The organism is Treponema sp. OMZ 790, assembly GCF_024181285.1.
Taxonomy (GTDB): Bacteria; Spirochaetota; Spirochaetia; order Treponematales; family Treponemataceae; genus Treponema_B.
The window spans coordinates 1,643,667-1,665,579 of the sequence record NZ_CP051201.1; the positions used below are offsets into that span (position 1 = coordinate 1,643,667).

The 21,913-nt window shown below is 38.8% G+C and carries 20 protein-coding genes; 11 read left to right on the forward strand and 9 right to left on the reverse strand.

Annotated elements, in window-relative coordinates; all coding sequences use genetic code 11:
* Positions 1-18: 18 nt before the first annotated feature.
* Together E4O01_RS07950 and E4O01_RS07955 are read right to left on the reverse strand one after the other, a co-directional pair.
* Positions 19-2,166: a tetratricopeptide repeat protein gene (locus tag E4O01_RS07950; protein ID WP_253691504.1), complete on the reverse strand. Its 2,148-nt coding sequence runs from the start codon at positions 2,164-2,166 to the stop codon at positions 19-21.
* Positions 2,159-2,899, reverse strand: coding sequence for a tetratricopeptide repeat protein (locus tag E4O01_RS07955; protein WP_253691506.1), 741 nt, complete (start codon positions 2,897-2,899; stop codon positions 2,159-2,161). The genes E4O01_RS07950 and E4O01_RS07955 overlap by 8 nt, the downstream gene beginning before the upstream one ends.
* Positions 2,900-2,936: 37 nt before the next feature.
* Here E4O01_RS07955 and E4O01_RS07960 point away from each other — a divergent pair, with 37 nt between their 5' ends.
* The 5 genes from E4O01_RS07960 to E4O01_RS07980 all read left to right on the forward strand — a co-directional run bounded on the left by E4O01_RS07960 (position 2,937) and on the right by E4O01_RS07980 (position 7,678).
* The gene (locus tag E4O01_RS07960) at positions 2,937-4,310 is read left to right on the forward strand and encodes a tetratricopeptide repeat protein (RefSeq protein WP_253691507.1); all 1,374 of its coding nucleotides are present in this window, start codon (positions 2,937-2,939) and stop codon (positions 4,308-4,310) included.
* 9 nt (positions 4,311-4,319) lie between these two features.
* Positions 4,320-4,997: a metallophosphoesterase gene (locus E4O01_RS07965; RefSeq protein ID WP_253691509.1), complete on the forward strand. Its 678-nt coding sequence runs from the start codon at positions 4,320-4,322 to the stop codon at positions 4,995-4,997.
* A 73-nt stretch (positions 4,998-5,070) separates the two neighbouring features.
* Positions 5,071-6,756 (forward strand): GAF domain-containing SpoIIE family protein phosphatase, encoded by a 1,686-nt coding sequence (locus E4O01_RS07970; protein ID WP_253691511.1) that lies wholly within the window; start codon positions 5,071-5,073, stop codon positions 6,754-6,756.
* 24 nt (positions 6,757-6,780) lie between these two features.
* Positions 6,781-7,119 (forward strand): anti-sigma factor antagonist, encoded by a 339-nt coding sequence (locus E4O01_RS07975; RefSeq protein ID WP_010696721.1) that lies wholly within the window; start codon positions 6,781-6,783, stop codon positions 7,117-7,119.
* 16 nt (positions 7,120-7,135) lie between these two features.
* Positions 7,136-7,678, forward strand: coding sequence for an ATP-binding protein (locus E4O01_RS07980; protein WP_253691513.1), 543 nt, complete (start codon positions 7,136-7,138; stop codon positions 7,676-7,678).
* Positions 7,679-7,690: 12 nt separating this feature from the next.
* On the opposite strand, the gene E4O01_RS07985 is transcribed toward E4O01_RS07980, so the two are convergent.
* Positions 7,691-8,518, reverse strand: coding sequence for a hypothetical protein (locus E4O01_RS07985; protein ID WP_253691515.1), 828 nt, complete (start codon positions 8,516-8,518; stop codon positions 7,691-7,693).
* Complete coding sequence (locus tag E4O01_RS07990) at positions 8,499-9,122, reverse strand: hypothetical protein (RefSeq protein WP_253691516.1); 624 nt, start codon at positions 9,120-9,122, stop codon at positions 8,499-8,501. Before E4O01_RS07990 ends, E4O01_RS07985 begins: the two co-directional genes overlap by 20 nt.
* A 119-nt stretch (positions 9,123-9,241) precedes the next feature.
* Here E4O01_RS07990 and E4O01_RS07995 point away from each other — a divergent pair, with 119 nt between their 5' ends.
* Positions 9,242-10,621, forward strand: coding sequence for a tyrosine phenol-lyase (locus E4O01_RS07995; protein WP_253691518.1), 1,380 nt, complete (start codon positions 9,242-9,244; stop codon positions 10,619-10,621).
* A gap of 148 nt (positions 10,622-10,769) precedes the next feature.
* Here E4O01_RS07995 and E4O01_RS08000 read toward each other — a convergent pair whose 3' ends face one another.
* The 4 genes from E4O01_RS08000 to E4O01_RS08015 are packed head-to-tail and all read right to left on the reverse strand — an operon-like array spanning position 10,770 to position 15,217.
* Positions 10,770-11,399 carry an adenylate kinase gene (locus E4O01_RS08000; RefSeq protein ID WP_253691524.1) on the reverse strand — a complete coding sequence of 210 codons (630 nt, stop codon included), beginning with the start codon at positions 11,397-11,399 and terminating at the stop codon, positions 10,770-10,772.
* Between the two features lie 43 nt (positions 11,400-11,442).
* Positions 11,443-12,672, reverse strand: a complete 1,230-nt coding sequence (locus tag E4O01_RS08005) for a dicarboxylate/amino acid:cation symporter (protein WP_253691526.1) — start codon at positions 12,670-12,672, stop codon at positions 11,443-11,445.
* A gap of 52 nt (positions 12,673-12,724) precedes the next feature.
* The gene (locus E4O01_RS08010; protein WP_253691528.1) at positions 12,725-14,026 is read right to left on the reverse strand and encodes a leucine-rich repeat domain-containing protein; all 1,302 of its coding nucleotides are present in this window, start codon (positions 14,024-14,026) and stop codon (positions 12,725-12,727) included.
* Between the two features lie 21 nt (positions 14,027-14,047).
* Positions 14,048-15,217 (reverse strand): type III PLP-dependent enzyme, encoded by a 1,170-nt coding sequence (locus E4O01_RS08015; protein ID WP_253719224.1) that lies wholly within the window; start codon positions 15,215-15,217, stop codon positions 14,048-14,050.
* A 265-nt stretch (positions 15,218-15,482) separates the two neighbouring features.
* Here E4O01_RS08015 and rimP point away from each other — a divergent pair, with 265 nt between their 5' ends.
* Genes rimP through truB form a run of 5 tightly spaced genes read left to right on the forward strand, consistent with a single transcriptional unit; the run spans position 15,483 to position 21,531 of the window.
* Entirely contained in the window at positions 15,483-15,929 is a 447-nt protein-coding gene (gene rimP / locus E4O01_RS08020; RefSeq protein WP_253691535.1) for a ribosome maturation factor RimP, read from the forward strand.
* Positions 15,930-15,966: 37 nt separating this feature from the next.
* Entirely contained in the window at positions 15,967-17,454 is a 1,488-nt protein-coding gene (gene nusA / locus E4O01_RS08025; protein WP_253691536.1) for a transcription termination factor NusA, read from the forward strand.
* Between the two features lie 7 nt (positions 17,455-17,461).
* On the forward strand, positions 17,462-20,122 hold the full coding sequence (gene infB, locus E4O01_RS08030; RefSeq protein WP_253691538.1) for a translation initiation factor IF-2: 2,661 nt from the start codon (positions 17,462-17,464) through the stop codon (positions 20,120-20,122).
* Positions 20,115-20,471, forward strand: a complete 357-nt coding sequence (gene rbfA / locus E4O01_RS08035; RefSeq protein WP_253691540.1) for a 30S ribosome-binding factor RbfA — start codon at positions 20,115-20,117, stop codon at positions 20,469-20,471. The genes infB and rbfA overlap by 8 nt, the downstream gene beginning before the upstream one ends.
* Positions 20,452-21,531 (forward strand): tRNA pseudouridine(55) synthase TruB, encoded by a 1,080-nt coding sequence (truB, locus tag E4O01_RS08040; protein ID WP_253691542.1) that lies wholly within the window; start codon positions 20,452-20,454, stop codon positions 21,529-21,531. The genes rbfA and truB overlap by 20 nt, the downstream gene beginning before the upstream one ends.
* A 64-nt stretch (positions 21,532-21,595) precedes the next feature.
* On the opposite strand, the gene E4O01_RS08045 is transcribed toward truB, so the two are convergent.
* Positions 21,596-21,826 (reverse strand): hypothetical protein, encoded by a 231-nt coding sequence (locus E4O01_RS08045; RefSeq protein WP_253691543.1) that lies wholly within the window; start codon positions 21,824-21,826, stop codon positions 21,596-21,598.
* Positions 21,827-21,913 lie beyond the last annotated feature (87 nt).

Sequence of the window (21,913 nt, forward strand, 5' to 3'; positions counted from 1 at the left end):
TACTATAGGCCAAATACATTAAAGCGAAGAAAGCATAGAGCGAATTTCTGCGGCTTTGGAATAATTCGGATTTTTATTTAATACGCTTTCCAAAATAAGTTTTGCGTCAGCCTTTTTATCCAAACTTATGTAAAGCTTACCCAGCTCATAATAAGCATCCCAATTTTTTGTATCAACCTTTATGATTTGTTCATATACGCTTACGGCATTTTCTTTAAGCCCGGCAGAAATATAAGCCGAAGCCAAATTCTGTTTTGCTGTAATGTTAAGAGGCTGAGTCTTTACCGCACCGGAATAATGGTTAACCGATTTATTATACTCGCCTTTTAAGCCGTAAAGCTTGCCTAAATTGGTATTCACCTCAAAATTATTGGGCTCAAGTTTAAAAGCTGCCAAGAGATTTTCTTCAGCTTCACCGAATTTTCCATCATCCAGATACATACGTCCCAAATTTATCTTAGGCTTTGCATAGTTTTTATTTGCAGAAACAGCCTGACCGTAATAATCATAGGCCTCGGCTTTTCTTCCGTTTCTTTCGAGAGTCAAACCGTATGTATATAAAACTCTTGCGTCCGCAGGCTTCAAATTATAAGCCTTTCCGGCATTGGTCAAAGCCTCGCCGTATTTTCCAAGATCGACCTGTACGGTTGCCAAATTATAATAGGTTATGGCATCGTCTTCTCCCAGCGTGATAGCTTCCTTAAAGTGGCGCTCGGCTAAACTATTTTGGCCGAGATCCGCATAAACTTGAGCCATTTCACGAAGAGCCGGAAGATTGGCGGGTTCATGGGAAAGAGCTTTTTTATAATTTTCTACAGCTTGATCAAATTTCCTCTGAGCTTTACGTATACGGGCCATTTCCAAAAAAGCCTTTACATAGTCGGGTTTTATTTTTACTGCCGAAGAAAAAGCCGAAAAAGCTTCATTTTCTGAGCCCAGTTTTCTGCAGGCCATTCCCAAATTGAAAAAAGCACTATCGAATTTCGGATTGGACTTTACACTTCGTTCAAAAGATGTTTTTGCTTTTTGATAATGCCCTCTGGCGTAATATTTTTTTCCCAGCTCGTAATTATATAAATAATTATCGGGATCTAAACTTTGAGCTTTTTCCAGCTCAACAAAGGCGACCTGAGGCTGTTTTTGTGCATCGGCGATCTGCGAATAAACGTAATGAGCCTTTGCATTTTGGCCATCGGCATTGACGGATTTTTTTATGTATGAGTCGGCATCCGAAAGAGCTCTTTCGGCATCTCCCGCACCTTCCCTTTTTGCAGCATAGTCATTTAAGGCCGAAGCCATATCCAAATATTTTTTTGCACTGAATAAAACTTCGGAATCGGGCATTTTAGCCGAGGCTTTCGAAAATGCGCTGAGGGCGGAGTTAAGGTTTCCGTTATTTAAAAAGTTAATACCTTCAGAAACAAGCCGGCCTACTTCTTCCATTTGAGCTCTGGTTTTTGCATCGGCATTTTGCTTTGCGAGTCTTTCGGCTTCTGCAGCTTTTTGGGCATCTAAGGCAGCCTTTTTCTTTCTTTCTTCTTCAAGCCTCTTTTTTTCGGCATCGGCAGCTTTTCTTGCAGATTCATCTTTTGCCTTTTTTTCTGCAGCCAGTCTTGCTTTACGGTCGGCATCCTCTTTAGCCTTGCGTTCCCGCTCGGCCTTTGCTTTGCGCTCTGCTTCGGCTTTTTCGGCAGCAATTCTATTTTTTTCATCTATTTCGGCTTTTTTCTTTGCTTCGGCCTCTTTTAAGGCTTTTTGCTGTCTAATCAGCTCTTCTTGGCGTTTTTTAGCTTCTTCAGCCCGCCTTAAAGCCTCTTCAGCCTTTCTTTTCTTTTCGGCTTCGGCTGCTTCTTTTTCTTTTTTAGAAGAATTGGAATTAACCGAAAGGTCTTTGTTAAGCGCTTCGGCCTGCTTAATATTTTCAGCTTCTAAAAGAGCAAGTTCTTTTTCTCTTTCTTTTTCGGCTTCTTCAATCTCGGCTTCTATCTTAGCTCTTTTTTCTTGAAGACGGGCGAGCTCTTCTTTTTCAGCCTCAATTTTTGCGATTGTTTCCGTATCGGCGGTATCGGTTTTACGGTTAGTGAAAAATAAAATTCCGCCTACAACTAAGACAGCCAACAAGATGCCGGCTAAAGTACCTATTAAAAATTTTTGAAAATCAGTCAAGTTCGTTTTCCTCCGAATAATCTATTGTATCGTCAGCTCCTGCCGATATGGCATCTGCATTATCAACCGATGAAAGATTGGAATTTACATCATCCATGAGCTTTTTATATCTCTCTTCAGCTGCCAAGCGTTCCGCTTCTTCTGCAGCTTTTTTCGCTTCTGCCAAAGCCCTTGCTCTCGCAGCTTCTTCGGCAATATTTTCCAAAAGAGATATCATTTTTTCTATTGAAGATCTTTGAAGCGTTCCGGGGTTTAAGTTTAAATAAATTTTATAATCTTGTAAAGCACCCTCAAGTCTTTCCAGCTTTATACGTGCATTAGCCCTGTTTAAAAAGGCCGGAGCATAAAGACCGTTTGAAGAAATCGCCTCACTGTAAGCCGACTCGGAAGCATCAAACTGATTTTGCAAAAAATACACATTTCCTATATTGTAATGATATAAATGTCCGTTAAGAATATCCTTATCCTTACCTTGAGAAAGATAAGTTAAAGAATCGTTGTATTTTCCTATCCTCAGATAGGCTACTCCGAGATAAAGATAAACCGATTTGGGCGTTCCGGGTTCCTGAATTGCCTTAAACAGAGCTGAAACAGCTTCTTGGGGCTTATCTTCGAACAAAAGTTTCTTGCCTTCTTCAAAATAGTCAACGGCAAAAAGCAGCGAAAAAAAAGATAAAAAAACGGCAAAAAAAATGCTTTTTTTGAATTTTAATCGGCAAAAATGCGTTTTCATATTTGACATTCCCTCCCAAAAACTATACCATATAGGTATGTCTTCATTAATGATTATTTTGATTGCAGCTATAAGTGCCTGCCTTATTTTTCTTATTATTTTTTTACTAAAATCGATTCTTTTTCCCAAAAAAAGATCAAGAATCGAAAAAAATTTAAAAGCAGGAAAATACGGAGCAGCCATAAAAGATGCAAAATCAATTCTTTCAAAAAATCCCAGAGATTCTGAAGCCAGATACCTCTTGGGAAAGGCCTATCTTGCAGACAAAAAGACCGACCTTGCATTTATCGAGTTTAAAACCTTAAACAAGACAGCCGTATTTAACAATCCTGCAACCGAAATCGAGTTCAGAACTATTATAGCAGATTTATATTTAAAATTCCAGCAGCCGGATGAAGCTTTAAAGGAATTTATGCTTTTAAATAAAAGAGATCCTAAAAATCCTAAACATTATTTTCAGGCAGGGCAAATTTACGAAAATAAAAATATGACCGATCAGGCTATAGCTTATTTTCAAAAAACCATCGAAGTCGATTCCCGATTTGCTGAAGCCTATGCATCCTTGGGTCTCTTGCTTTTTAAGGTCAATCAGATTCCTGAAGCCGAAAAAGCCATTGCAACTGCCTTAAAATTGGCTCCGGATAACAGCGAAACTCTCTATTATCATGGAAGAATTTTAAAAAGCAAAAAAAACTATGCTCAAGCCCTTGCAGCCCTCGAAAAAGCGGCAAGAAAACAGGAAATTAGAACAAAATGCTTTTTTGAAAGAGGCTGCTGCTATTTGGAAACAAACAGCCTTGAAAAAGCCGAATTCGAATTCACTCGTGCGATAAAATCTTCAAAACAGCCCTCAGCTCCGGAAGTCCTGTATTCAAGATACCTTTTGGCTGAATGCTGCGAAAAACAAAGAAATATAGATAAGGCAATAGAACAATGGGAAGCCATAAGTGCGGTAAACCCCAAATTTAGAGATACAGCCCAAAAACTTGCCGAATATTCGGATTTACGCACCAATGATCACATGAAAGAGTACTTAACCCTCATCAAAGAAGAATTTTTTAAAATGTGCAGAGATATTACCGAACAATATTTTGACTATCCGGTTCAAGCCTTAAAAGAAACCAAAATAGGCTGCACCATACTGGGAGTCGAAAAGGGCTCTGAACAATGGCTTAATACGAGAACAAAACCTCAGCTTTTGATTTTTTCGAGGGACGGGCACACAATAACCGAGACCTTTTTAAGATCTGTACATGAAGAAATGAAAAAACAAGCCATAGTTACATCTCATATTATTACTTCGGGGAATTTTTCACCTGATGCAATAAAATTTGCAGAGAATAGACCTTTTAACCTTATTGACAGGCAAAAACTTGAAAAGATAGTTGAAAAAGTAAAATTTACATTTTAGGAAAAAATAATGAAAAAAATTCTATGTATTTCGGATCAAATTGACCCCGTTATTTACAGCAAAAACATAAAAGAAAAATATGGAGATGTGGAATTTGTAATATCGGCAGGAGACTTACCTATAGAGTACCTCGACTTTGTACAAAGTTCCTTAGACAAACCCCTGTATTTTGTTTTCGGCAGTCACCATTTAAAAGCCCTAACCCATTATCATCCCGAAATGGCAGAAAAATCTAAAGAAGGAGAAATAAATATATTTCCCAAAGGAAACAACAGAAAAAGCAACAAGGGCACCTATATAGGTTTTAAAAGCTGTAAACATCAAAATATGATAATCGCCGGCATTTCGGGAGCAAAAAAACGCAATGACGGAAAAAATCAATTTACCGAAAAACAAATGAAAAGAAAACTTTCAAAAATGATTCCTAAACTGCTGCTAAACAAAATAAAGTACGGAAGATATTTAGACATTTTGGTTACTCATAGTCCGCCCTTCATCGATGAACAAAAAGAAGAAAATAAGCAGGAATGTTTTGAGTGTTTTACCAAGTTTATACATTTTTTTAAGCCGAAATACCTCATCCACGGTCATGTACACATATACGATCCTCAACAAAGCCGAAGTTCCAAACATGGAGACACCGAAATTATCAATGCTTACAGCAGACATATTTTAGAGGTCCCCTAAAATTTACAAATTGTTACCATTATTTTCAAAATAAATCTTGACGATATTTCCTATAGATGATAGAATTACTACAATGAAAGAAATTGATTCTCTTGATTTTTACGCATTAATTACTCTTTCGGTTTTGACTATTTTATTGTTCCTACTTCTCATAAGGATGACGGCTATAAACAAAAAAAAGGCCGGCAGGATGTCCGGGCCTTTTGTGTTATTGACTTACTCTACCGTTATATCGGCATTTATAATAAGCATAAGTGCCGCAGCTTCAGCGGTGTTTGAAAGTTATCTTGTTTTAAACATAGGCTTGTCTTTGGTTGTTGTTGTTTTTACGGTTTATATGATTTTATCCGAAAGAACTTATTTAAAAGAACAAGTCGATAAGCAAAAAAAAGAAAAAGCAAATGCAGAATATATTCAAGAACTCAAAAACCTGCCTTCGGAAGAGTCTTTAAGGGCACGTAAACTTATAAGCACGGCACGCTTTTTACTTCAAAAAACAAACAGTCTCATAGCCGGGAAAAAAGATATTTCATCCGATATGTTTTCATATATTGCGGAATCTTTTTTGACGGAATTAACGGCAGATGGAGCGGCAGTACTTGCAGTACAAAACTTTGAAGAAGTTTTAGCCGTAAAAGCCCTTACAGGTTCCTTTCCGCCGCCATATAAGCTGCCTGACGACCTTGCACGCAAAGAAGAATATGTTTTTTCCAATTTTAAACACGCCCGCTTTGAAATGGGGGAATCGATATTTACCGAAGTTGCCTCAAGCGGAAAAACTTTGGTTATCGGCAGCGGAAAAGACAGCTCTTTACTTCCCGATAACGGAAACGAAAAATTCTTGCAGCACGGAAGCCTCATATTTTTTCCTTTGATAGTAAATACTGTAGTTGTAGGCCTTGCAGCCGTATCCCGAAGACCGAACAGAACTCCTTTTTCCGAAAACGAAGTAAGAATAGGAGAAGATTTATCGGGTTTTGCTGCAGAAATCATAAACTTAAACCTCAGTATGACCGAAGCCGCGGAACATGCCGAAATCGAAAACATAACCGATACGGTTGCCAAAATACAAAAGATTCTTTTACCGAAAAACCTAAAAAAAATTCCCGGATTGGAAATCGGAGAATATTTTTTGCAGGAGAGGGGAATATGCAGCGACTACTATGACGTAATCGTTCAACAAAAAAGAATATTTATAGTTCTTGCAGACGTTGCAGGAAAAAGCATTCAATCGGCCATTATCATGATTATGATAAGAGCAATACTTTACCTTATAACAAACACCGACCAAAACACCGAATCCATTTTGGACTGGCTCAACAAGGGTATTACAGGAAAAATCGATATAGACCACTTTGCAAGTATTTCTCTTTTATCCTATGAACCCAAAAGCAAAACAATGGAATTTATAGGCGCCGGGAATCAGGCGATGATGGTATGGAAAAAACAACAAAACAAGATAGAATTATTTCAGCAAAAAACGGATCCTATAGGTATAGACGTCCGTTCAATATATAAAAGTATAAAGATTCCTTTGCAGGAAGGAGATGCAGCCGCATTATATACGGATGGAGTTATCGAAAGTCTTAATGCCTCCGGAGAACAATACGGAACGACAAGACTGGCTCAGTTAATAGCCGATAATCATTCAAAACCTTCAAAGGAAATAGTAACTAAGATAAAAAATGATATGATTTCGTTTATAGGAAAAGCCCCGACTCATGATGATCGCACATTGTTGATTATTAAGGCTAGATAAATCGAGGTTGTTAAGGAGATTGTTATGGAACTGAAAATCCGAAAAAACAAAGAAGTTTACATTATTGACGTAAGCGGTGAAATGGACCTATACAATTCATACAGACTAAAAGAGCTTGTTATGAAGATGATTGAACGTCAAATCAAATGTATGATTATAAATCTTGAAGATGTAGATTACATAGATTCTTCAGGCATCGGAGCGTTGATCTATATCTGCTCTACCGTCAAAAAAATGAATTTAAGGCTCTTTATAACCAATATTCACGGCTCCGTGAAAAAGGTTATAGAACTTACCAAATTGATGGGATATTTTCCCATAACGAATAGTTTGGAAGAAGCATTACAAAAAATGGAAAGCTAAAACGGAGGATGAAAATATGACTTCTATAAAAGAACTTAAAGTAGATGAAAAAAACCCCTTATTCGATAAGACAGGAATGTTATATAAAGAATTCCCTTCTGATTTCAGACAGATCAGATATTTTACTCTTTTGATAGTACAATCGGCCCCCTTAGAAATAAAAGGGATAAACTTATTGGAACAGCAAATAAGCGAAATTATTAAAAATGCCGTAAAGCACGGAAACAGATGTAACCCGGCAAAAAAAGTAAAAGTATGGTACGAATTCAGCTCTACTCATGCTCATTTAATAGTCGAAGATGAAGGCGAAGGTTTTAAAGAAATAGACAAATGGAATGAATTTAACAGAAAACGCTTGGAATGTCTCCACAAGCAAGATTTTGCAAATCTCGGCTCGTATGTTTCTTTTAGAACAGCCAGAAGCGATGACTATGACGGAGGAAATGCTCTTTTTGCGGCGTTAGAATATTGGGACGGCGGTTTTATCTTTAACAAGAAAAAAAACGGCGTTGCAATGTTAAAAAAATACCCTCAAAAAAAGTACGGTATTTCGATATAATTAAATTTACCGCTAAAGCTCATTTTTAGGATATCCGTATTTACTTGAATGAGCTTTTTCATGCAAAAAGCGTTTATCTTCTTCCTGGATGTTTTTGATTGAAAGGCAGAGGATGCCGCATCTTTCTCCTGCCTGATTGGAATGCATTACAGGCAAGAAAAAAGAAAATACCGATAAAAAATCGACATTTCTGCAGCTGAAGCCAATCTCGGTTTGAGCCGACACTTGAACCGAAATAGGCTTGCTTTTTTCTTCCGTACAAAAAATAAGGATAAACTCTGCATCAATATATAAAAGGCAGGGCGAAAATTCGGGAGCATTGTTTTTTATGGATATGTCATAAAGACGATAAAAAAAGGCATCAGGTATTTTTTCTGCATCCATCTTCATTAAAGCAGAAACCTTGGAGCGAAGTTCGGCAAATTTTTCACTTTCTTCATCATCAACTATGGGGGGATAAGGAAAACTAAGCGGAAAATCCTTTGAAATATCCGCTTTTAGTTTAAACCCGTTCGAATTCCGCAATAAAATTTTACAGTTTTTAAGTTCATCATCATATTTATAAAATTTATCGGAAAGCTTAAAAACCAAAATATCGTCTTTTTTTTCGACCTTGCTGAAAAAGTAAAGAGGTCTTTTGCGATGATTAAAAAAAACCTTTATATCATCATTGAGCTCCATTCCTTCAGCCTTAAAAAAAATATATTCCCCTATAATTTTATAAAAAAAAGGATCCAACTTTACAAAATTATTTTTGCATAAAAGGTTTAGAGGAGGTTTTTCTCTTATAAGGGTATCCGAAATATATTCATACTCGATCCTATTGAGCGCCTTGTTCATTCTCATCTCCGATAACATCAAAAGAATCTATATACCATTTTTCGTCAATCAAAATAATAGTTACTTCAAAAATAATATAAAATATTTTTTCGCCGCCCCTTATATTACACTTAAATAGAGTCTTTACCTTTTGATCTGCCTTATTTTCGGGGCGTCCGTAAAAAACCGAAACTACCGGTTTAAAAGATTCAAGCCGGTAATTTATAAGATAAGGTAAAAAAGGTTTCTCTTTTGAACAGATATCGAAGGACACCTTATTTTCCTTAAATTGCAAAACCAATTTATCTAAAAAATTCAATACGGATTTTTCGATACCTGTATAATCCAATACCCCAAGCCCCTCCAAAGAAGGGAATAAACTTTCCTGTAAATCGGTGTCACCGTAAGAGCTGAGATTATCTGTTTGTGCCTCTTCCAATATAAAAGGTTCGGGCATGGGAGAAGGCTGAATACTCCCCGGTACCGTCCAATTTATATCCGAAAAGTAGTTTTTTGCTTCCTCCAGTACCGTACTTGAAGAGGTCTCTTCTTCTGCCTCAATTTCATTATAAACGGTAAAAAGGAAAATAAGAATTAAAGCAGCCCGGCAGTTTTTTAACTTCATAAGATATTTATACCACATCTATAATAACTAGACAATACCTTATCTTTATGTTAATATTATGCACGGGAAGATTTTCCCATATATCATTTTCTGTGGAATTTTCACAGTTGGAGGAATTTATGGATATTAAAAACTATCCTGCGGAACCTTTTAGAATTAAGGTTGTAGAAACTGTTAAGATGATTGATAAGGAGCAGAGGGCAAAGGTTGCCAAAGAAGCCGGCTACAACACCTTTCTGATTAACTCGGAAGATGTTTACATTGACCTTCTTACCGACTCGGGAACAAACGCCATGAGCGATAAGCAGTGGGGCGGAATGATGATAGGAGATGAAGCTTACGCCGGAAGCCGCAACTTTCATCACTTGGAAGAAACCGTTCAGGACATTTTCGGTTTTAAGCATCTTGTACCGACCCATCAAGGGCGTGGTGCCGAAAACCTTCTTTCAAGAATAGCAATTAAACCCGGTCAATATGTACCCGGCAACATGTACTTTACCACCACCCGCTACCATCAGGAAGCAAACGGCGGAATCTTCGTAGACATAATCAAAGACGATGCCCATGATGCAGGCAAAAATGTTCCTTTTAAGGGAGACATCGACCTCAATAAACTTGAAAAACTTATAAACGAAAAAGGAGCCGAAAATATAGCCTATGTATGTTTGGCTGTTACCGTAAACCTTGCAGGCGGTCAGCCCGTTTCCATGAAAAACATGAAAGAAGTGCGCGAGCTTACCAAAAAGCACGGTATAAAAGTTTTCTATGACGCAACCCGCTGTGTAGAAAACGCATACTTCATAAAAGAACAGGAAGCAGGCTACGAAAATAAAACCATAAAAGAAATAGTAAAAGAAATGTTCAGCTATGCCGACGGCTGCACCATGAGCGGTAAAAAAGACTGTATCGTAAACATCGGAGGCTTCCTCTGCATGAACGATGAAGAGCTTTTCCAGGCTGCAAAAGAATTCGTTGTAGTATTTGAGGGTATGCCCTCCTACGGCGGAATGGCAGGACGCGATATGGAAGCTATGGCAATCGGTTTAAAAGAAGCCTTGCAGTTCGAATACATCGAACACCGAATTAAGCAGGTACGCTACTTGGGAGAAAAACTTCTTGAAGCGGGAGTACCCATTATCGAGCCCGTAGGCGGACACGCCGTCTTCCTCGACGCAAGACGCTTTTGCCCCCACCTCAAGCAAACCGACTTCCCCGCACAGGCATTGGCGGCAGAACTTTACATCGAATCAGGTGTACGCAGTATGGAGCGCGGAATTGTTTCTGCAGGACGCGACCCCAAAACAAGGGAAAACCACGTACCCAAACTTGAAACCGTCCGCTTGACAATCCCCCGCCGTGTTTACACCTATAAACACATGGACATTGTAGCAGACGCGGTTATCAAACTTTATAATCACAAAGAAGTTATCAAGGGCTTAAAGTTCGTTTACGAACCCAAGCAGCTCCGCTTCTTTACTGCAAGGTTTGAGCACATCTAAACTCTTAAGTGTAAACTAATCATAAGTTTTCCGTTAGGAATGACAAAGTGCGAATGAAGGAAAGTGTGAATGTCGAAGTTCAAAAAACGAAGTTCGACATTCTGCAGCCGCCGTTCGCACTTTGCACTTCGTCACTCGCACTTTGTACTTAATGCGGAAACTTCTCTTCAAAAGATGCCAATACTTTGTCCGTTGCCGGGCGGGCATCTATATCTACTATTAATTTTTTTTTTGCATAATAATCTATAAGCGGGGCTGTTTGGTCTCGGTAAGTTTCAAGCCGCTTTTGGATGGCTTCAACTTTATCATCAGGACGGGTAATCAGATCGCCTGCACATGAGTCACAAACGCCTTCTTTTTTGGGTTTTACGAATTCTATGTGAAAACTTTGACCGCATGAGGAGCAAACGCGCCTTCCTGAAAGCCGTTTGATAACTTCATCATCGCTTATGTCGAAGTTTACAACAGAATCTATCTTTGCAATATGCTCTAAAGCATCTGCTTGAGCTATGGTGCGCGGAAAACCGTCAAGGATGAAACCGTTTTTGGTATCATCTTTTTCTAATCTTTCCTTTACAAGAGCGATTGTAAGATCATCACTTACCAAAGCCCCGGAATCTATTACGGCCTTAACCTTTTTTCCCAAGTCGGTTTGATCCTTTATTGCAGCTCTAAAAAGATCTCCTGTCGAAATATGCGGGATCTTATACGACTTTGAAACCTCAAAAGCTAAGGTTCCCTTTCCTGCGCCCGGAGGGCCCAAAAAAATACAGTTCATTTCTCTCTTCCTTTTAAGCAGTATTAAACTATTTAAAAATTCTTTATATAAAGAATCTTAAGTTTCGTGTATTCGTCATCTTGGACAAATGGCCTATTATATAGGTTCCGACCATGGCGGTTAAGGCATCAATTGCAGCAGCAACAGCGCCTATAAAAAAAGCGGCAGGACGCAAAATTAAAAAGCCCGATTCAAAACCGCGTCCGTATATCGCACAAACGGCAACAAGGGAAACATAGGTTCCCGTTATGGGAAAGCGGCCTAAGAAAAATGAAAAAAGGGTTGAAACACCTACAAGCCAAAATCTATCTTCTAAACTTATACCCAAACTGGAATAGGATTTTAAAATCACAATAAAACTTATTGTAACAACCATTGCACTCCCTGCTCTTCCGAAAACCGAAAAAACAGGCAGCGAAACTGAAGATATTCTCCGCCTTACCCCCAGACTCTCATTAGAGTGGCGCAGCAAAATTGGCAAGGTTAAATTGGTATCTCCGGAAAAAAAGGCTGCACAAACAGGTGCTATCGAAGCATAAAGTATCTTGTAAGGATTTATATCTCTGCATATTATTTTTAAGATAGCCGGATAAATCACAAGAGCAATTATAAAAAAATCCACTAAAAGAAGAACAACAAAACCGGTAAAAAATTTGGTCGAAAGCATATTTTGAAATTTGATAAACCAATTCACAGATACGGCTATAAGCCCTATCGAGAACATATCTACAAAAAAAGCCATAACAGCATAAGAAACTCTCGACAAGGAATCAAAAAGGGTAAGTACAGGTTTTGATATGTTTTTATCCACTGCACAGGCGGCTCCCGCGAAGCCTGCAAAAATACAAAGCGGAAGTATATAAAGTCCATCCATAAAAGCTTCAAATGCGCTTGAAGGGAGAAGCCGTAAAAAAGACTCCATCACACCCAAATTTTCAACAGCGCTTGTTTCTTCCACAAAAATAGGAATCCTAGGCGGTGAACTTATCGAAATGGAAAGCAAACCTAAAAGAGCAGCCAATAAGGACGACAGAACAATAAATGCGGCAATATATATCGAAAGTTTTAATAAGGAGCGGCTTTCGCGTAATTTAGATATACTTACGGTGAACCCAAAAAATAACACGGGATATAAGGAATAGCGGCCGAATTGAACAGCAATATTAGAAGCAAACTCAACAGCCGAATTAAAAAAACCACTATCCGAAGAAGTCAGAACTGCAATTATAATACCTAAAGCAGAACCTATAAGATATTTTATCCAAATTTTCATGTCTTAATTCTACATAAAGAAGATGATTCAGTCAATAGAGTAAAACATTACACTATTTTTTATTTTTCTGAACAAGGGAGTCAATTATACTTCCCGAATCTTCTATTCCGTAAAGAGTAAAATATACGTTCCAAAATTTGGAATAAGAGGCCTCAAGCATTTTTTCGGTGGGGATAAAATTTTTATCAAAGAACTTGTCAGACTTATATATCAAGCCGGGATTTTTTTCTGCATAAACCACAAGAGTTTTAAAATTATAGCCGTCACCTTCTATTAAAGAATCAAAAAGATCTTTCATAGATTTTTCATCGATCATATTTTCAAAGCAAAAGAGAGTTTTTAAATTCTCATTTGAAGTCAAAATAATTTTCTCTATTTTGTTCCGGTAGCAATAAACATCTTCAATTTCTTTTAAAGGAGAAATATCCAATTCTTTTAGAAGATTTGAATCGCAGTGAAGCTTTTGAAGCTTAGTGTTAACGTTTATAAAAAGTTTATCCAGCTCATTTTTACCGCAATCTAAACTTTTAAGTTCTTTATTTTGAAAAAGAATCAAGTCTGTAAGTTTGTTGGCTCTGCAATTAAGATGAGTCAATTTTTTATTTTTCGTCAAATCCAAAGTCTTCAAATCGGAATTTTCGCAATAAAGCTCTTTAAGCTCAACATTCTTTTTAACATCAAAATACTTTAAGCGTGTAGAACTTATATCCAAATATTCAAGATGAGGAAAGGCGGAAAAATCAACTTTGTTGATTTTTGCCGAAGCCAAATTAAGCTTTTTTAGGCCTTTTAAAGACGACAAATCAACATTATCCAGTTCTTTATTGCTCTCAAGGCTCAAATTTTCAAGAGAGGGGCAATTTAAGAACTCTATATTTTTAATACCCGAAAAAGATATATCCAAAAGCTTCAAGTCTGCGGCTTTTACTATTTTAATATTTTTTAAAATCTCTGCGTCATGGATTTTAAGTTCTTTTATCCTGCCTGTGAGAGCCAAAACAGGCTTGGCTACGAAAATTTCTGTAACTGAACCGTCGATAGGAATTTCTGAAGGAACCGCACCTTCAATTTTAATACTTTCATCGGCCCGTAAGCTCAAACCTATCTTTTTGTTTACGGATTCAAATTCAAAAAGAATTGAAGCCTCTTTTAATGCTTTTTGATATAATTCTTCAGCTTTATCTTGAGCATCACTTTCGGCCTTATTTTCAAGGATTTGTCCAGCCTTAGAATCGGTCTTGGTTTTTACTTCTTGAGTTTCGGAATTCTCTTCCTGCCCCTTATTCTCGGGACAAGAAAATACCAAAATACCAAAAACAATCAAAAATGTAAATTTACAAAAGTTCTTCATCATAAGCCGGACCCTTTATTAAGTTTACTTCATTACGTAGGTTTTAATTGGCGGAAAGCCGTTAAACTCTACTGAAGCATAGCTGGATGTATAAGCTCCTGTTGTAAGGAAATATACTCTGTCTCCGGGTTTTAAGTTTATCGGCAGACTGTATTTATAATCTTCATACATAATATCCATACTGTCGCATGTAGGACCGGCCAAAACGACCTCTCCCCATTTTTTCGATGAATCATCCTTATCGGTAACAATCGGGTATTTTAAGGATTCGTTCAACGTTTCGATAAGTCCGTTAAAGAGACCTGTATCAAGATATACCCATCTGAAAAGGGCTGTATTATTCTTGCGCGAAATCATAACGACCTCGGTTACCAAGATACCGCTGTCGCCTACAAGAGAGCGGCCGGGTTCCAAAATAATTCGGGGGCGTTCATCGCCGAAGTCATCATCCAAATACCTATTGATTTCGGAAGCATACTCGCTTAAATCGTTTGCAGGTGTAACATAAGAAGCAGGGAAACCGCCGCCCATATTTACCATTTCAAGCTTGATATCTTCTTCTTCTTCCAAAGAACCCATAAGGTACTTTGTTTTTGCAATGGCATCGTTCCACTGACCGATATCCCTCTGCTGACTTCCTACATGGAAAGAAATACCGTAAGGAATAAGGCCTGAATCTCTGGCTTGAATACAAAGATCGTAGGCCATATCGGGATGGCAGCCGAATTTTCTTGACAGCGGCCAGTCGGCACTGGTGGTGTTTTCAACGAGAATTCTCACATAAACTCTTGAACCGGGAGCAAACTGAGCTATATTTTTAAGATCGTCCTTACTATCGGTGGCAAACATTCTGACACCCTTTTCATAAAAATAAGCAATATCTTTTGCTTTTTTTATTGTGTTTCCATAGCTTATCCTTTCAGGGCTTACGCCTAATTTTAAAACCTTGTCAAGCTCATAACGTGAAGCTATGTCAAAACATGAGCCCATCTCATTCAGCATCGTAATAATCTCTTCATGCGGGTTTGCCTTAATCGCATAAAAAATATCCGCATATGGGAAATTTTCTCTTAACTTTTGATAATTTTTTTTGATTGTTTTTAGGTTGATAACAACACAGGGCGTTTCCAGATTTTCTGAAAAACTCATAAAGTGTTTCCACTCAGAATCGCTAATGTAGTCTTTTCTATCCATTAGGCCGACCTCCCAAAATATAGTAATAATAAATTACCTTATAAAGCTATTTTCCATTACTGTCAATAGTATTAAGGCGTAAAACAAGTATTTTTTTTAATATTTTCAATATAAAAACAAAAAAAACTTAATATTTTTCTATATGTATGTATTGAATATATTTCGATTTTATGGTAGTATCAGCCTTAGAACATATATTATCCTTATGTATTCGGAGTCGTTCAAACGGCTCCTTTTTTGTATGCAGAAGGTAGAGGGGGTTGAAGTGGAATTCATACAAAAAAAAGATATTCCGTACTTTGCCGAATGCGAACCTCTTGTCGAAGGACTGGGCTTTAAACTTGTAGATCTTAATGTCCTTCACAAAAAAGATGTATGGCAGGTAAAGGCGGTTATAAAATCCGAAAATGGTGTAGGTATAAAGGACTGCACCTCGGTACACAGAAGTCTTCAGCCGCGCCTTGAAGCCTTACTGGAATCACAGGATGTTACCATGGAAGTAAGCTCTCCCGGAATAAACCGCCTTATAAAGCGTACGGTTGAGTTTTATGCCTTCGTCGGTGAACAAGCCGAAATTTGGGACAATAGTATTACTGATTGGCGGCACGGAATTATAAAAGAAGTAAATTCTGAAGGTCTTATTTTAAATTCTGATAATCAAGACATCAAAATTCCGTATCAGGATATAAAAAAAGCCAGATGTAATCTTTAAAAGAATAAATATAGCTTTGTTAAGGAGATTTAATGAAATGTCTGAAGGAATAATCGAAGCAATTCGGGAATTTGCACAAGAAAAAGGGATTGATGACGATTTTGTTTTGCACATTGTGGAACAGGCCCTGAAAGCATCCTATAAAAAACAATTCGGAACGGATGCTAATGCCGAGTTCAACGAAGAGACAGGTAAAATATACTCAAAAAAAATAATAACGGAACAAGCAAAAAATCCGGTTTTCGATATTGCTTTGGAAGAAGCAAAAAAACTTGCTCCTGCTTGTGAGATAGGCGATGAACTTTTAGTTGAAGTCGATCCTAAAACTTTAGGTATCAACTCGGTCAGAGTCGGAATGCAAAGAGCCATACAGTGCATAAGAGAAATGCAAAAAGACTCTCTTTATGCCGAATACAGCACAAAGGTAGGCGAAATCATCATCGGTTACTATCACAGAGAGCGTAACGGAAACATCTATGTAGACTTGGGAAAGGTCGAAGGCCTTTTACCTAAAAAATACCAATCGCCGCGCGATCACTTCGGCCGAAATGCTGCAGCAGGAGAAGAATCCCGCATAAAGGCACTCGTCAGAGAGGTAAAAAAACACCGCCAATCCAACGTAGTGCAGCTCATCCTTTCAAGAACCGATACCGAATTTGTAAAACAGATTTTGGAATTGGAAGTTCCCGAAATCGAAAGCGGAATCGTAAAAATTCACAATATTGTACGTGAACCCGGTTACAGAACAAAGATATCGGTTTCAACAGACAGAGATGACATAGATCCCGTAGGAGCATGTGTCGGAGCAAAGGGAGCCAGAATCCAAGCCGTTATTGCAGAACTGGATGATGAAAAGATAGATATTCTACCCTACTCCGAAGATCCTAAAGCCTACATAAAAAGCGCTCTTTCACCGGCCGAAGTCATGGATGTTATGATTTTGGATGCGGAAAAAAGACTTGCCCTTGCCATAGTATCCGATTCGCAATTATCATTGGCAATCGGAAAACAAGGTTTAAATGTCCGTTTGGCAAACCGTCTTGTAGACTGGAACATTGACGTAAAAACCGAAGAGCAGTTTAAACAGATGGATATTTACACGGATGCCAGAAAGGCTGTCGAAAACTTATTTACGGATGAAGCAAATGAAGAAGAGGAAGAATATGAGGAAATTTCAAATGTTTCCGAACTTCCGGGCATTACCGAAGATATTCTGACTGTATTGTACAACAACAAAATAGAAGACATCCAAGACTTAATCAACATGGAAGATGACGAAATAAGAGCCTTGGAAGGTCTGACCCAAGAGATGGCTGATACTCTTCTTGACATTATAGCTAATGCCGTTGAAGTTGTAGAAGACGATGAAGATGAAAACAATGAAGAAAGCGAACCTGTTTCGGATGATGAGGGCGAAGCTGAAGAATTTGAATGCCCCGAATGCGGTCATAAAATCACAATCGACATGACAAAATGCCCTAATTGCGGAGTAGATCTTGCTTTTGAATACGAGGACGAAGAGTAGGAGTAATATGGATATAGAAAACACAAATAAACCTGATGTAATTCTCAACAAAAAAAGCGGCAAACCGGCCGATTCCAAAAAGAAATTTGTTGTAAAGGTTTCAAAAAACTCAACCGGCAAAGCCAAAAAAACGGAATCTCCTTCCGAAGAATCGTCCGGCGCCGGAAAAGTATCCGGAAAGCAGGTTATTTCGGTTAAAAAGGTTTCGCCTCAAAGTATAAAACCTTCAGATTCCCTTCAAAAAGAAAAAAAGACTGATGAAAAAATTGAAGAAACCAAGAAGCCGGTTTACCGTTCGGAAGACAAAAAAGGCATAACGCCTGCGGCTCAGAGCGAAAAACGAATATCCGACTCTGCAAAAAAAGACGAAAAGCAGCCTGAAAGAAAAAAGCCGGCATCATCTTCCATAGAATCGATAGATTTTACAAGTAAGCGGCCCAATGTAAAAGCCGGAAACCTTGCCGATTCGGGACGAAGAAATAACCGAGGTCAGGGAAACCGCCAGCAAAGATCTGGAGGTCAAGGCCAGAGCGGGCAAGGCAGACGCCGTGAAAGCAATTTTTCGGGAGCCCAAGCCCGTGCCTACTCGGACGGAAAAAAGCAGGGCTTTAGAACAGGTCAGGGCGGACAGCAGGGCAGACCGGGTGACAGATCTCAAAACAGGCCCGGCTTCGGCGGCCCAAGACCCGGAGGAGCTCCGGCCCCGATACCTGTCGAAAAAAACAAGGCTCAAACAAATAAAAAAGCCCACAAGGCCAAAAAAGAAATATATAACAAGAAAAACAAGGAAGACGAATTTTTTGAAGAGCGCCTCTTAAATCAAAAGAAAAAGCAAAAAGAAAAAATTCATAATATTCCCAAGCAGATAGAGATAATGGAATCGATTTCCGTTTCCGAATTGGCCAAAAAGATGAACCTAAAGGCTTCCGAGCTTATCGGGAAACTAATGGGCATGGGAATGATGGTTACCATGAATCAGTCCATCGATGCCGATACTGCCACTATTCTTGCATCGGAATATGAATGCGACGTAAAGATTGTAAGCCTTTATGATGAGACGGTTATCGAAAGGAAGGAAGACGATTTATCGGATCTTAACCCGAGGCCGCCCGTTGTAACCATAATGGGACACGTTGACCACGGTAAGACAAAAACCCTTGACGCAATCCGAAGCTCCAATGTTATAGCAGGAGAGTTCGGAGGCATTACCCAACACATAGGTGCTTATACGGTAAACACCCACGGCGGAAAAATTACCTTCCTCGATACTCCCGGCCACGAAGCCTTCACCATGATGCGCGCACGAGGAGCCGAAATTACCGATATAGTTGTTTTGGTTGTCGCTGCCGATGACGGCGTTATGCCCCAAACAATCGAAGCTATCAACCACGCACGCGATGCAAAGGTTCCCATAATAGTTGCAGTAAATAAAGTCGATAAGCCCGAGGCAAATATAGACAAGGTAAAGACCCGACTTTCCGAATTGGGTCTCATGCCCGAAGAATGGGGCGGAGATACCATGTTTGTCGAAATCTCGGCTCTAAAAAAATTGGGATTGGACAACCTTTTGGATGCGATTCTCCTTCAGGCTGAGGTGCTTGAGCTTAAGGCCAACTATACATGCAATGCGGAAGGAAAGGTTATAGAATCCCGCATCGACCACGGAAGAGGCGTTGTCGCGACAATCATCGTTCAGCGCGGAACCTTAAGGACGGGAGACCCTTACGTTGCAGGTATTTATTCGGGCCGTGTAAGAGCCATCTTCAATGACAGGGGAGAAAAAATCGACGAAGCGACCCCCAGTATGCCTGTTGAAATTCTCGGTCTTGAAGGTATGCCCAATGCAGGAGATCCATTCCAAGTTACCGATTCGGAACGCATTGCCCGCCAGATTTCGGATAAGAGACAGGAGCTCAAACGCTTTGAAGATTCAAGAAACGTTAAGAAGGTTACCCTCGATAACCTCTATGAAACCATCCATGACGGTGAAATACTGGAACTCAAGGTCATCATAAAGGGAGATGTTCAAGGTTCCGTAGAAGCCTTAAAGCAATCCTTGGAAAAACTTTCTACACCCGAAATAAGACTCAACGTAATACACGCTTCTGCAGGTGCAATCAACGACTCCGATGTTATGCTTGCCGCCGCAGACTCGAACGCTCTTATCATAGGCTTTAATGTACGTCCCACTCCTCAGGCCAAACTTTTGGCCGATCAGGAAAAGGTTGACATACGAAAATACACGGTTATCTACAAGGCCGTTGAAGAAATTCAGATGGCCATGGAAGGAATGCTTTCACCCGATATTAAGGAACAGGTTATCGGTATGGTTGAAGTTAGAACCACCTTTAAGGTTCCCAAAATCGGAAAGATTGCAGGCTGTTATGTTCTTGAAGGCCTCGTAAAGAGAAACTGTGCAGTCCACGTTATCCGAGACGGCATAGTCGTTCACTCGGGAAAACTTTCTTCATTGAAGAGGTTCAAAGACGATGCAAAAGAAGTTGCAGCAGGCTTTGAATGCGGTATAGGTATCGAAGACTTTAACGATATACAGGTCGATGACCAGTTAGAAATTATCGAGATGATTCAGGTTGCCCGAAAACTGAGCGACAGCGAGCACTACAAGGCTCCCGAAATCAAAGAAGAAGGAACAGAAACGAATGAGTGAGTTTAGGCTTGCAAGATTGGGTGAGCAGATAAGGGAAGAAATCTCAAGCCTTATCTGCTCGGGTAAAATAAAAGACCCGAGAGTTTCTTCTCTTCTTTCGGTAAACCGGGTAATTGTTTCAGGCGATCTTGCCTATGCCAAGGTCTATGTTTCAAGCTTTTTGGATGAACATAAGACAAAGCAGGGGGTAAGAGGCTTGGAAAATGCATCGGGCTTTATAAGAACAAGCCTTGCAAAAAAGCTTCATATAAGGCAGTGCCCGGAACTCAGCTTTATATTCGATAAGAGTATAAAGGAAGGAATCGACATGGTAAACAAGCTTGAAAGCCTTGAGTACTTTACCGAATAAAAACCTAATAGTCCCGTTTGCAAAGCAGGCGGGATTAACCAGTTTTGCCTCAATGTCGGCTGTCAAAAAAGCCCTTTCGACAAAGAAGGTAGGCCACACAGGAACCTTGGATCTTTTTGCCGACGGCCTTTTGGTTCTTCTTACAGGAAAATTAACCCGGCTTGCAGATATAATTTCGGCCGAAAAAAAGGCTTACGAAGCATGGATGGAATTCGGAATAGAAACCGACACCCTCGATCCTGAGGGAGAGACTATTGCCGAAGCTCCCCTTCCCTCTTATAAAAACTTAACGGAAGTAATCCCCTCTTTTTTAGACAAAAGCCTTCAAAGGCCGCCCGAATTTTCTGCAATAAAGATAAACGGAAAGCGGGCTTCCGACAGGATACGCAATGGAGAAAAGATAGAAATTGCAGAGCGGGAAATAGAAATTTATAAACTAAATTTAAAAAAAATAATTACCGAAAGCGGTCTGGAATTTACAGAAAGCGATTTTTTAAACATAAATGCAGATACAAAGATAAAATACGCTCATATAAGCATAGAGTGTTCAAAAGGAACCTATATACGTTCCCTTGTGCGGGATATAGCAAAAAAAGCTCACACCTGTGCTTATGTCTCGGCTTTGCGGAGAACTGCCGTTGGAAGCTTTAAGCTTGAAGATGCCGCAGGTTTTTCTCTATTGGATGATTTTTCTATAAAAATACATGATATCAATGCATCCGAAATAAAGACCTTTAATGCACAAAAAGAAACTAATTACAAACTCAAAGAGATTTTACCTTCCGAAATAATAGAAAAAGCACTTGAATTCACTCCGCAGACAGCCGAAAACTTAAAACTTTCTACAATTTTTTTAGATGAAAAATATTTAAAAGATTTTTACAACGGTAAAAAAATAAAAGAGACTTGGTTTTTTGACGGAGATAAATTCTTAAAAAAATCGCATGAAAATACCTCATACGATACACAAAAAATATGCGTTTTTTGTAATAATCTATGGTCCGGTATTATAAGAATAGATAAAGACTATTTTAAATACGAAACGGTTATACAAAATTAAAGGCTTACCGATTTTTAGTAAGCCTTTAATTTATACGAGCTCTTTAAAAAGCATTGCCTAAGCATTACTGCAATGCATGTCTTCCTGCCGGAGAAGCAGAGCAGCGTATACCGTAACTTGTTACAATCCTATCACCTAATTTTTTTGTTTCCCTACCGCAGTGCACACAATGAACTCCATCTGCAACAATAACATGCTTTTTCGATACACTTGCCGGGCAATTATATCCGTTATCGTCACTTTCTAAATTAGGTCCTACAGGCCTTACATCTTTTCCACAATATTTACACTTCATAAAATAACTCCTAAATTTGTTCTATATCTATAATTATCGGCATTATAAATACTTTATATTAAAGAATTACTTCGATATTTAGTTACA